14 protein-coding genes and 1 pseudogene are annotated in these 11241 nt (G+C 71.6%); 1 reads left to right on the top strand and 14 read right to left on the bottom strand.

The genetic code is table 11. The annotated features are described in order from the left end of the window. The 11 genes from VFX99_RS02410 to rpe all read right to left on the bottom strand — a co-directional run. On the bottom strand, positions 1–224 hold a 224-nt coding region (locus tag VFX99_RS02410), incomplete at its 3' end, for a tryptophan synthase subunit alpha (protein WP_329664723.1). Then, on the bottom strand, positions 221–1492 hold the full coding sequence (gene trpB, locus VFX99_RS02405) for a tryptophan synthase subunit beta (RefSeq protein ID WP_329664722.1): 1272 nt from the start codon (positions 1490–1492) through the stop codon (positions 221–223). The genes VFX99_RS02410 and trpB, both read right to left, overlap by 4 nt. Continuing rightward, complete coding sequence (gene trpC, locus VFX99_RS02400) at positions 1489–2298, bottom strand: indole-3-glycerol phosphate synthase TrpC (RefSeq protein ID WP_329664721.1); 810 nt, start codon at positions 2296–2298, stop codon at positions 1489–1491. Before trpC ends, trpB begins: the two co-directional genes overlap by 4 nt. A 35-nt stretch (positions 2299–2333) precedes the next feature. Then, positions 2334–2564 carry a DUF6704 family protein gene (locus VFX99_RS02395; RefSeq protein WP_329664720.1) on the bottom strand — a complete coding sequence of 77 codons (231 nt, stop codon included), beginning with the start codon at positions 2562–2564 and terminating at the stop codon, positions 2334–2336. Positions 2565–2600: 36 nt separating this feature from the next. Then, the gene (locus VFX99_RS02390; RefSeq protein ID WP_329664719.1) at positions 2601–3185 is read right to left on the bottom strand and encodes a Trp biosynthesis-associated membrane protein; all 585 of its coding nucleotides are present in this window, start codon (positions 3183–3185) and stop codon (positions 2601–2603) included. A gap of 25 nt (positions 3186–3210) precedes the next feature. Continuing rightward, positions 3211–3579 carry a phosphoribosyl-AMP cyclohydrolase gene (gene hisI / locus VFX99_RS02385; RefSeq protein ID WP_329664718.1) on the bottom strand — a complete coding sequence of 123 codons (369 nt, stop codon included), beginning with the start codon at positions 3577–3579 and terminating at the stop codon, positions 3211–3213. Continuing rightward, on the bottom strand, positions 3576–4340 hold the full coding sequence (hisF, locus tag VFX99_RS02380; protein WP_329664717.1) for an imidazole glycerol phosphate synthase subunit HisF: 765 nt from the start codon (positions 4338–4340) through the stop codon (positions 3576–3578). The genes hisI and hisF overlap by 4 nt, the downstream gene beginning before the upstream one ends. A gap of 2 nt (positions 4341–4342) precedes the next feature. Beyond that, positions 4343–5185, bottom strand: a complete 843-nt coding sequence (gene hisG / locus VFX99_RS02375) for an ATP phosphoribosyltransferase (protein WP_329664716.1) — start codon at positions 5183–5185, stop codon at positions 4343–4345. 43 nt (positions 5186–5228) lie between these two features. Continuing rightward, positions 5229–5492, bottom strand: coding sequence for a phosphoribosyl-ATP diphosphatase (locus VFX99_RS02370; protein WP_329664715.1), 264 nt, complete (start codon positions 5490–5492; stop codon positions 5229–5231). Positions 5493–5557: 65 nt separating this feature from the next. Beyond that, complete coding sequence (locus VFX99_RS02365; protein WP_329664714.1) at positions 5558–6121, bottom strand: hypothetical protein; 564 nt, start codon at positions 6119–6121, stop codon at positions 5558–5560. Between the two features lie 28 nt (positions 6122–6149). Beyond that, on the bottom strand, positions 6150–6830 hold the full coding sequence (rpe, locus tag VFX99_RS02360; protein ID WP_414684310.1) for a ribulose-phosphate 3-epimerase: 681 nt from the start codon (positions 6828–6830) through the stop codon (positions 6150–6152). A gap of 56 nt (positions 6831–6886) precedes the next feature. Between rpe and glsA the strand changes: the two genes are divergently transcribed. Continuing rightward, the gene (glsA, locus tag VFX99_RS02355; RefSeq protein WP_329664712.1) at positions 6887–8059 is read left to right on the top strand and encodes a glutaminase A; all 1173 of its coding nucleotides are present in this window, start codon (positions 6887–6889) and stop codon (positions 8057–8059) included. Positions 8060–8071: 12 nt separating this feature from the next. Here the strand turns inward: glsA and VFX99_RS02350 are convergent, their stop codons facing one another. The 3 genes and pseudogenes from VFX99_RS02350 to VFX99_RS02340 all read right to left on the bottom strand — a co-directional run. After that, the gene (locus tag VFX99_RS02350) at positions 8072–9436 is read right to left on the bottom strand and encodes an RsmB/NOP family class I SAM-dependent RNA methyltransferase (protein WP_329664711.1); all 1365 of its coding nucleotides are present in this window, start codon (positions 9434–9436) and stop codon (positions 8072–8074) included. Beyond that, a complete protein-coding gene (gene fmt / locus VFX99_RS02345; protein WP_329664710.1) occupies positions 9433–10362 on the bottom strand; it encodes a methionyl-tRNA formyltransferase in 930 nt (309 codons plus the stop codon). Before fmt ends, VFX99_RS02350 begins: the two co-directional genes overlap by 4 nt. Positions 10363–10370: 8 nt before the next feature. Further along, positions 10371–11241 (bottom strand): annotated as a pseudogene (locus VFX99_RS02340) (primosomal protein N'); the annotation flags it as partial.

The raw sequence follows: 11241 nt of genomic DNA, 5'->3' as shown, positions 1-11241 counted from the left end.
CCGGCCAGGGCCGTCTGGGTGGCCTCCTGGATCACCGTTCCGTCCATCACCGGATCGGAGTACGGCGGCCCGAGCTCGAGGACGTCGGCGCCGCTCTCGGCGAGCAGGACGGCGGCCTCGATGCTGGTCTGCAGGTCGGGGAAGCCGAGCGGGAGGTAGCCGACGAACGCGCCTCGGCCGTCGGCGGTGGCGGCATCGATCGCCGCGGCCACGCGCGAGGTCACAGCTCGGTCCCCTCGCCCTTGGCCTCGTCGGCCGGTTCGGGGGTCGCGACCGGCGATCCATCCGCCGCGGCCTCGGCGTCGTACAGCTCGAAGTAGCGGGCAGCGGTGTCCATGTCCTTGTCGCCCCGCCCGGAGAGGCAGATCGCGATCACGGCGTCCGGGCCGAGCTCGCGGCCGACCCGCAGCGCGCCGGCGAGCGCGTGGGCGGACTCGATGGCCGGGATGATCCCCTCGGTCTCGGACAGCAGCCGCAGCGCCTGCATCGCCTCGTCGTCGGTCGCCGGGATGTAATCGGCGCGCCCGATCGACGCCAGCCACGCGTGCTCAGGGCCGACGCCGGGGTAATCCAGTCCGGCCGAGATCGAGTGGGATTCGATCGTCTGTCCGTCCTCGTCCTGGAGGACGAACGTCTTCGCGCCATGCAGCACGCCGGGGCGTCCACGTTCGATGGATGCCGCGTGACGCGGCGTGTCGACGCCGTCGCCGGCCGCCTCGACGCCGTACAGGCGAACCGTCTCGTCATCCAGGAAGGCGTCGAACATGCCGATCGCGTTGGAGCCGCCGCCGACGCACGCGAAGACGGCGTCGGGCAGGCGGCCCAGCTCGTCGAGCAGCTGCGCGCGCGCCTCCTCGCCGATGATGCGCTGGAAGTCGCGGACCATGGCAGGGAAGGGGTGCGGGCCCGCGGCGGTGCCGAAGATGTAGTTGGTCGTCTCGACGCTCGCCACCCAGTCGCGGTAGGCGTCGTTGATCGCGTCTTTGAGGGTGCGCGAACCCGTCGCGACCGGGATCACCTCGGCGCCCAGCAGGCGCATGCGGGCGACGTTGAGCGCCTGACGCTGAGTGTCGACCTCGCCCATGTAGATGGTGCAGTCGAATCCGAACAGCGCCGCGGCGGTGGCCGTGGCGACGCCGTGCTGCCCGGCGCCGGTCTCGGCGATGACCCGCGTCTTGCCCAGGCGTTTGGTGAGCAGGGCCTGGCCGAGCACGTTGTTGATCTTGTGCGAGCCGGTGTGGTTGAGATCCTCGCGCTTGAGGAAGATTCGTCCCCCACCCGCGTGCGTGGCGAACCGGGGGACCTCGGTGAGGGCGGACGGTCGCCCCGCGTACGAGTGGAGCAGCCCGAGCAGCTCGACCTGGAAGGCGGGATCGGCCATCGCGTCCTCGTACACCGCGGTGAGCTCGTCGATCGCGGCGATCAGGGACTCCGGCATGTAGCGTCCGCCGAACTCGCCGAAGAACGGGCCCGGTGCTTCTCGCAGACTCACTTCGACTCGCTTCGCTCGCTGATCACGTCGCCCGCTCCGGCTCCGAGGAACGCCGTCAGGGTGGCCACGGGGTCACCCGTGACAAGGGCTTCGCCGATGAGCACCACGTCGGCGCCCGCGGCGCGGTAGTGCGCCACGTCGGCGGGCGCGAGGACGGCGGACTCCGCGATCTTGATCGCATCGGCGGGGATCTTCCCGGCGAGCCGGCCGAACAGATCGCGGTCGAGCGCGAACGTCGACAGGTCGCGTGCGTTCACGCCGACGAGTTTCGCGCCGACGTCCGCCGCACGTGAGACCTCGTCCGCGGAGTGCGTCTCGACGAGCGGCGTCATGCCGAGCTCGAGCACCAGGGTGTGCAGCCGCAGCAGCACGTCCTGCTCGAGCGCCGCGACGATGAGCAGCACGAGGTCCGCTCCGGCCGCGCGCGCCTCGAGCACCTGGTACTCGGTCGCGATGAAGTCCTTGCGCAGCACCGGCAGCTGAACGGCGGCGCGCACGGCCTCGAGGTCGGCGAGGCTCCCCTTGAACCGCCGGCCCTCGGTGAGCACCGAGATGGTCGACGCGCCGCCCTGCTCGTAGAGCCGTGCTTGCAGCGCCGGATCGGGGATCTCGGCCAGGTCGCCGCGGGAGGGACTCGCGCGCTTGACCTCGGCGATGATCTTCACGCGATCGGCGGGCGCGAGGAACGCGAGCGCGTCGCGAGCGGCGGACTGAGCCGAAGCGGCCTTCTCCACGGTGGCGAGCGGACGTTCGGCGGCGCGCGCCTCGGCATCCTGCACTGCGCCCGCCGTGAGGTCGGCGAGCATGCTTGGGCTCACTGGCGCGCGCTCAGCACGATTGTTCAATGCTCTTTCGGGGTGTACTTCGAGCCGTTGACGCCGTAGCCGGCCCTCGACATGCCCCACCCGACGAGCGCGCCGACGACGACCAGGCCCGCGGAGGCCCACACGAGCCACGGCACGTCGAACCAGAACGCGAGGGTGCCGATCGTGAACGCGGCGAGCATGATCACGACAGCGGTCCATGCTGCCGGAGAGTGTCCGTGGCCGGGTTCGCCGTTGTTGTGGCTCATGAAGATTCCTCCGGGATAGCGCGGGCTCGGGCCAGTCTAGCGGGGTCGGGCGGTCGGATCCTCGCCGTGCGACAGCTCGTCCCAGGAGTCGACCGCGTCGACCGGTCGAGCGGCCGCCGTCGTCGCAGGCGCATACTTCCGGCCGCTGGAACCCCACCCTCGCGCGGTCGCGCGGACCCACAGGCCGCTCGCCAGGAGCACCGCGCAGGCCGCGAGGGTGAGAGCCGGCCAGGGCGTCGGGGCGACCGACGAGACCAGGGCGGCGACGGCGTCCGCGCCGGTGATGCCGGTCGCGGCCGTGACGGTCGAGGCGACCGCCGAAACGGGTGCGGTGAACGCCACCTGCGCACTCAGATAACCCAGGATGCCGGCGATCACGACCGTCAGCCCGCCGAAGACGTAGCGCAGCACGAGTCCGACGATCGACAACGCCGCTCCGAGTGCCAGCACCGCCAGACTGAGCGGCGCCAGGACCGGAACCGCGGCTGCGCCGGCGACGGCCAGCTCGTGCTGCGCACCGTCGTCGAGGACGGCTATGAGCCAGGTCTGAGTCGACGAGATGACCCCGATCGCACCGACGGCGACCGCGGCGAGGACCCCGAGGAGGCGAGCGCGTCGCATCACGGGAGGCGGTTCGCAGCCGGACTCATCGGGCTGCGCGGGCGGGCCCGGGCACCGCGTGGAGGTCCCCGGCGTCGAAGCAGGTTCGTGTGCCGGTATGGCATGCGGGGCCGACCTGGTCGACCTCGATCAGGATCGCGTCGCCGTCGCAGTCCAGACGCGCGGCGCGCACCAGCTGGATGTTGCCCGACGTGTCGCCCTTGCGCCAGTACTCCCGTCGGGAGCGCGACCAGAACGTCACGCGCCCGCTCGTGAGGGTGCGGCGGAGGGCCTCGGCATCCATCCATCCGAGCATCAGGACCTCGCGCGTGTCCTCCTGCTGGATGATCGCCGCGACCAGTCCGTCCGCCGTGAAGGCGACACGGGAGATCCGCTCGTCCACCGTCTCGCTCATGCGCGCACCTCGATCCCTTCCGCGCTCATCGCGTCCTTGACCTCGCCGATCGTCAGCTGACCCGAATGGAAGACGCTGGCCGCGAGCACGGCGTCCGCACCCGCGGCGATCGCCGGCGCGAAGTCCTGGGCACGGCCCGCGCCCCCGGAGGCGATCACGGGCACGCTCGAGACCTCGCGCATCAGCGCGACGAGCTCGAGATCGAAGCCCTCTTTGGTGCCGTCGGCGTCGATCGAGTTGACCAGAAGCTCCCCGGCACCGCGCTCGATGGCCTCGCGCGCCCAGTCCAGGGCGTCCAGCGAGGTCAGGGTTCGTCCGCCGTGCGTGGTGACGACGAATCCCGAGTGCGTGCCCGGCGCCCGCTTCACATCCAGCGACAGCACGAGCACCTGCGCCCCGAAGCGGTCTGCGATCTCATCGATCAGGTCGGGCCGCGCGATGGCTGCCGAGTTGACGCCCACCTTGTCGGCGCCGACGCCGAGGAGCCGGGCGACATCATCGGCCGAGCGCACTCCTCCCCCGACCGTCAGGGGGATGAACACCTCCTCGGCCGTGCGGCGGACCACCTCGTGAGTCGTCGAGCGCTCGTCGACCGTGGCCGTCACGTCCAGGAAAGTCAGCTCGTCCGCACCCTGTGCGAAGTACTCGCGGGCGAGTTCGACGGGATCGCCCATGTCGCGGAGATTCTCGAAGTTGACGCCCTTCACCACGCGCCCGGCGGCGACGTCCAGGCACGGGATCACACGGCAGACCAGAGCCATCGCTACAGCCTCGCGTTGTGGATCGCCGTGACGAGGATCGCCCGGGCTCCGATCGCGTACAGCGCATCCATCACCCGGTTGACGTCCTTGCGGGGGCTCATCACCCGCACAGCCAGCCATTCCGGGTCGCGAAGCGGCGAGATCGTCGGCGACTCGATGCCCGGCGCGATGGCCACCGCCTCATCGATCAGGCGGGCGGGCAGGTCGTAGTCGATGAGCACGTACCGGCGCGCCACCATCACCCCGCGGAGCCTGCGCAGGAGGGTCTGCGTGCCGTCGGCCTCCTCGGGCGCGCCGATCAGGACGGCCTCGGATTCGAGGATGACGGGTCCGAAGATCTCCAGCCCCGCCTGACGGAGGGTGGTGCCGGTCGAGACCACGTCGGCCACGGCATCCGCAACGCCGAGACGCACCGCCGATTCGACGGCGCCGTCCAGCGGTACCAGGTCGACCGCGACGCCGTGATCGTCGAGGAAGCCGTCGACAAGGCCCGGGTAGGCGGTGGCGACGCGCACGCCCTCGAGGCCTTCGACCGACGTGAAACGGCCCGGCGGCGCGGCGAAGCGGAAGGTCGACTCCCCGAAGCCGAGGGACTCGATCTCGCGCGCGCCCGGCATCCGCGCGTCCAGGAGCAGGTCGCGCCCGGTGATCCCGACATCGAGCGCCCCCGAGCCGACGTACGTCGCGATGTCCTTCGGACGCAGATAGAAGAACTCGACCTCGTTCGCCGGGTCGATGATGTGGAGGTCCTTCGGGTCGCGACGACCGGTGTAGCCCGCCTCTTGGAGCATCTCGGTGGAGGTGTCGGCGAGGGAGCCCTTGTTGGGCACGGCGATTCGCAGCATGGCGGGAGGGCTTTCGGATTCGGGGGCGGTCGGCGGGAGCTGCTCAGAGATGTCGGTAGACGTCTTCGAGGCTGAGGCCCCTCGCGAGCATCAGCACCTGCAGGTGGTAGAGCAGCTGCGAGATCTCCTCGGCAGCGGCATCCGTCGACTCGTACTCGGCCGCCATCCAGACCTCGGCGGCCTCCTCGACGATCTTCTTGCCGATCGCGTGCACGCCCGCATCGAGCTGCGCGACCGTGCCCGATCCCTCGGGGCGCTCGGCCGCCTTGGCGGTCAGCTCCGCGAACAACGCGTCGAACGTCTTCACCTTGCCAGGGTATCGAACCGGCGCGCCCTGAGGCGCCGGCCGTCGGCCGACCGAGCGGCATCCGTTCAGTGGACGAGGATGCTCAGCACGATGACGAGGGCGCCCAGCAGGGTCGTCGAGAGGATCCCGCCCAGCCGCCACAGCCAATTCCCTCCGTTGCGAGCGGCGTTCGCGTAGCCGATGAGCCCCAGCAGGACGATGCCGCTCGCGAGGGCGAGGTAGTACGCGGTGTACTCCTCCACCAGCCCGATCACCGCGAGGAACAGCAGCGCCACCGGAATCAGCATCGCGACGAGCATGCCATAGGTGTGACGGATGCCGCGGGCGACTGCGGTTCGCAGGACGAGCGGCGGCCGGGCGGCCCGGCTCGCGACGACGGCGGCGTAGATGTGGGCGAGCCAGAAGACGAATGTGGTGCCGATGACGAAGAGCATCACGTCGAAGTCGGTCTCGTCCTCCCAGCTCACCGCGATCAGTGCGGTCACCAGGACGATGCCGTACACGCCGTGCTCGCCGCTGTAGGCGTCGAGCACACGCCGCGCGGGCTTGCCGGCCACGGCGCGCAGGCGGGCGGTGCTGGACGGGGTCGCCTCTTCTGCCGGCTCGTCGGGTGGTGTGACCGGATCCATGCTGTCCCCCTCAGTCCCCGTCATGGTGTCACCGCGCAGAGCGGTGGCGGCCGGCAGTAACGCGCAGCCCGGCGATCGCCGCGTCTGGATCGAGAGCGCCGAACACCGCGGAACCCGCGACGAACGTGTCGGCTCCCGCTTCGGCGGCCTGCGCGATCGTGGATTCGCCGATCCCGCCGTCGACCTGGAGCCAGACGGCCGAGCCGCGCCGTCGCGCCTCGCCGGCGAGCGTCCGCAGCTTGGGCAGGGTCTCGGGCATGAAGGACTGACCGCCGAAGCCGGGCTCCACCGTCATCACGAGGACCTGGTCGAACTCGTCCAGTACGTCGAACAGCCCCTCGATGGCCGTCGCCGGCTTCACGGCGATCCCGGCACGGGCGCCGATCGCGCGGAGCCTTCGGGCGAGAGCGACGGGCTCGGTGGCCGCCTCCAGGTGGAAGGTCACCGAGGCGGCGCCGAGCTCGGCGTACTCGGGCGCCCAGACCTCGGGCGCGTCGATCATCAGGTGCACATCCAGGGGCACCGGGCTGGTCGCCTGGATGCGCCCCACCATCTGCGGACCGAACGTCAGGTTCGGCACGAAGTGGTTGTCCATGACGTCGACGTGCACGAAGTCGGCTCCGTCGATGCGCGCGAGCTCCGCCTGCATGTTCGCGAAATCGGCGGCGAGGATGCTCGGGTTGATCCGCACGTCGCTCGGAACTCTCACTCGGCTCTGGCCCCTGACTTCCTCACGGCTGTGCACGCGTCCATTATGGTCGAGCCGTGGACCCGATCACGGCGATGCTCGAAACGGTGCTGGAGGAGGTCCGCCCTCTGGGATCGGGCGCACCCGCCGCGTACATCCCCGAGCTCGCCTCGGCCGACGTGGGTCTGCTCGCGTTCGGCGTGGTCGGTCCGCGCGGCCGCGTCTTCACGGTGGGCGACGAGGACGCGACCTTCACGATCCAGTCGATGTCGAAGCCCTTCGTGCTCGCCCTCGCCCTGGAGAACCTCGGCCGCGAGGAGGTGCTCGCCCGCGTCGGTGCCGAGCCCAGCGGCGAGCCGTTCAACGCGATCAGTCTGGAGGCTCACACCGGGCGCCCGGCGAATCCGATGGTCAACGCCGGCGCGATCGCGACGACCGCCCTCATCCCGGGCGCCGACATCGATGATCGGACCGGCCGCATCGTGGCGATGATGTCGGCGTTCGCCGGCCGTTCGCTCTGGATCGACGAGTCCGTCTACGCCTCCGAGTCGTCGACGGGCGAACGCAACCGTGCGCTGGCACACCTGCTGAAGTCCTACGGGATCGTGACCGGATCGGTGGACGACGCGGTCGAGAGCTACTTCCGGCAGTGCTCGGTGCTGGTCACGGTCCGCGATCTCGCGGTGATGGCGGCGACCCTCGCCTTCGGCGGGGTCAACCCGGTCACCGGCTCCCGTGTGGTGTCGGAACGCGTGGCACGCGATGTCACCTCGATCATGGCCAGCTGCGGCATGTACGACTTCTCGGGTGAATGGCTGCTGCGGGTGGGCCTGCCGGCGAAGAGCGGCGTCAGCGGCGGCGTGATCGCCGTGGCACCGTCGCAGTTCGGCGTCGCCGGCTTCAGCCCCCGGCTCGACGTGCACGGGAACAGCGTCCGCGCGAGCGCCTTCATGGAGATCGTCTCGGACCGGTTCGGCATTCACCTGCTGGAGCCGCACGAGAGCGTCGCGGCACCGGGCGTCTCCGTGATCGAGACTCCCGAAGGCCCGCTCGTCCGCCTCGGCGGGGAACTGGGCTTCGCAGGTGCGGAACGGGTGCTGTCGCTGCTTCGTGAGATCACGGCCGCCGCGCCGCACGCGTCGCTCATCACCGTCGATGCCAGCGAGCTGGCGCGCCTGCACCCCGCGGCGGTGATGGTGCTGCGCACCGAGGTGGAGAGCCTGTCGCCGCGCGTGCGTCTGCTCGTGTGAGCGCCGCCCGGATCAGGTTCTGCGCAGCAGGGTGATCGACATGGCGTCGGTGTTGTGGCGGTGTGGCCACAGCTGGGCGCGGCCCGATCCGTCCTTCTGCGCCGGCAGGCCGGGGTCGGAACCCGACATGCTGCGCAGCACCTCGCGTGCGTCGAGCTCTTCGATGCCGCTGCCGATGTCGCGGAGCACCTCGCCGACGACCCCCGCGGTCTCGGCCAGGTGCGGCGAGCAGGTGACGTAAGCGACGATCCCGCCCGGGCGGAGGCCGCCGATCGCGGCCCGCAGCAGGTCGCCCTGCAGCTGCGTCAGTTCGGGCACGTCGGCGGGCGACTTGCGCCAACGGGCCTCCGGGCGGCGTCGGAGTGCTCCGAGTCCCGTGCACGGTGCGTCGACGAGAATGCGGTCGTACCGGCCTTCGCCGGCGCGCACGCGTCCGTCCTCCTCCGACACCGGCACTTCGAGCGGCACCCCCGCAATCGCCTTCCGCACCAGCCCCGCGCGTGCGTGAGACACCTCGTTCGCCTCGAGAGCCGCCCCGTGCAGCAACGCCTCCGCGGCCAGGACCGCCGTCTTGCCGCCGGGCCCGGCGCACAGGTCCAGCCACCGCTCCCCCGGTGCCATCGGCGATGCGCGTGTCAACGCGAGGGCGGCCAGTTGCGAGCCCTCATCCTGCACCCGCAGTGTGCCGCCCGACTGGGTCACGAGCCGTTCCGGGTCGCCGCCGCCGAGGCGGAATCCGAGCGGGGAGTACGGCGTGTGCCGAGCGTCCTCGGGGATGGAGGCGAGCCCGGGCAGGGCCGCCATCGTGACGCGGGGCGACGCGTTGTCCGCGGTCAGCAGCGCCTCCAGCTCGTCGGCGCGGCCCTCGGCCGCGAGCGCGCGCCGGAACGCGCGGACCACCCACACGGGATGCGAGAAGACCAGGCCGAGCCGCTCGTCGTCGGACCGGGCGCTCGCGGCGACCCGCTCCATCCATTCGCCGGGCGTTTCGCGGGAGATCCGTCGCAGCACGGCGTTCACGAAACCGGGCGCTCCGCGGCTGCCCGCGCTGCGTGCGAGTTCGACGGACTCGTGCACGGCGGCATGGGAAGCGACGCGGGTGGACAGCAGCTGATGGACGCCCAGGCGGAGCACGTCGAGCACGGCCGGATCGATCTCCTGGATGCTGCGGTCGGCGGCGATCCGGATCACGGCGTCGTAGGTGCCCTGACGGCGCAGCGTGCCGTAGGTGAGCTCGGTCGCGAGCGCGGCGTCGGCGGTATCCAGCCCGGACCGGGCGATCGCACGCGGCAGCAGCAGATTCGCGTACGCGTCGGACTCGTTCACTGCGCGGATCGTGTCATATGCGACGCGCCGGGAGTCCTTCGCGGCGGTCACGAACCGGCCCTCGGTGGGGTGCCGGTGTCCCGGCGGCCACGCCACCAGTCTGCGGCGTTCATCGGCCCCTTTCCTGCGGGTTGAATGCGATCGACGACGATCGGCTCGGTGCCGGTGCCGGCGAGCACCTCGCGTCCGTTGAGCGCGAGTGCGCCCGGTTCGAGGTTCGGCGCGTCGTCGGATGCCGCACGCGCGGCGAGGATCTTCACGCGAGCGCCGTCGAGAGTGGTGTGTGCGCCCGGTTCGGGCGTGACCCCGCGGATACGGGCGAGCACGGAACCCCGTGACTCGCCCCAGCGGATGCGCCCGTCGTCGTCGCCGAGCTTGGGGGCGAGCGTCGGCTCGCCGGCCTGCGGTGTCGCCGCCGCGGTCCGCGCCGCGATGGCGTCGACCACTCCGCGCAGCAACGTTGCACCCTCTTCGGAGAGGGCGGCGAGCACCTCGCCGGCGGTCGCGGTGCTCGGAACCGGGTATTCGCGCTCCGCGAAGACGTCGCCGGCGTCGAGGGCGGGCACGAGCTGGAACACGGATGCGCCGGTGACGGCGTCGCCGGCGATCAGAGCGTGCTGAACCGGTGCCGCTCCGCGCCAGCGGGGCAGGAGCGAGAAGTGGAGGTTGATCCAGCCGGATTTCGGCGTGGACAGGAGCGGCTCTCGCACCAACCCGCCGTAGGCGACGATCACGCCGAGGTCGGGGGCCAGTGCCGCGATGCGGTCGGTTGCCGCGGCATCCAATCGGTCGGTGCGCACGGTGTCGATCCCGAGCTCCTCCGCGACGAGCGCCACCGGCGACGGTGTGATCACGCGCTTGCGACCCACCGGCGCGTCGCGCCGGGTCACGACGGCGGCGATCTCGTGGCCGGAGGCGGCGAGCAGGCGCAGCGACGGGACCGCGGCATCGGGCGTGCCGGCGAAGACGAGGCGCATAGCGTTCCTCACAGGTCGAGGTCGGGCACGTCGACCCGCACTCTGAGTGTATGGCGCGCGTCAGCGGGCCGGGGGTTTGGGGCGGAGCCCCATTGGGTACCGGCGTCAGCGGGCCGGGGGTTCGGGGCGGAGCCCCCGGCGGCCCGACTCCTGGCGCTCTTCCGCGCGCGCAGCGCATCGGCCACGATCGAGGCGCGCAGGCTCTCCGTCACGTGCTGTCCGAGCCCGTAGTCGAACCTCACGAGGGCGCGGGCCGAGCTCTCCTTCGGCACGGGGCCGAGCACGGCGTCGTCGTCGAGCGCGGGCACCGCTTCGCGCAGGGCGCTCAGCGCGTCCTCGACGGCGGGCAGGGTGCCCTCCAGCGCGGCGACGCGCACGGTCGGCGGCATCCGCAGCGGCGCCCGATCGGCGAGTTCTGCGCGGGCGTAGGCCGGCTGGGTCCAGGTGGCCAGCGCGCGCGCCACCGGTCCGGTGACCCCGACGAGGTGGACGGGTGCACCGGGCGCGGCAAGCGCCGCCGCATTCGACCACCACCGCAGGCACGACTCGCCGATCCGCAGGTCGTCGGCCAGCAGCATCCGATCGCCGTCCAGCAGGATGACCGCCCGATACCCGCCCTCGGCGATCGGCTCGGCGCCGCGCGTGGCGACGACGAGGGCGGGCTGCGCGTCCACGCCCGACACGGGATGCTCGCCGTCGGCGACGATGATCCGGACACCGGGGAAGGCGCGGCCGAGCTCATCCGCGGTGCGCTCGCTGCCCGATGATGCCATCCGGACGCGCACCGAGCTGCAGCGCGGGCACGCCCACGCGGTGGCCGGGCGTCCGCACCAACCGCACCCGGGCAGGGCTCCGCGTCGGGCGGCGTGCAGGGGTCCG

Origin of the sequence: Microbacterium sp. (assembly GCF_036277215.1) — a bacterium.
GTDB lineage: Bacteria > Actinomycetota > Actinomycetes > Actinomycetales > Microbacteriaceae > Microbacterium.
Note: the sequence above shows the minus strand (reverse complement) of the source record. Positions and strands in the feature narration are given on the sequence as shown.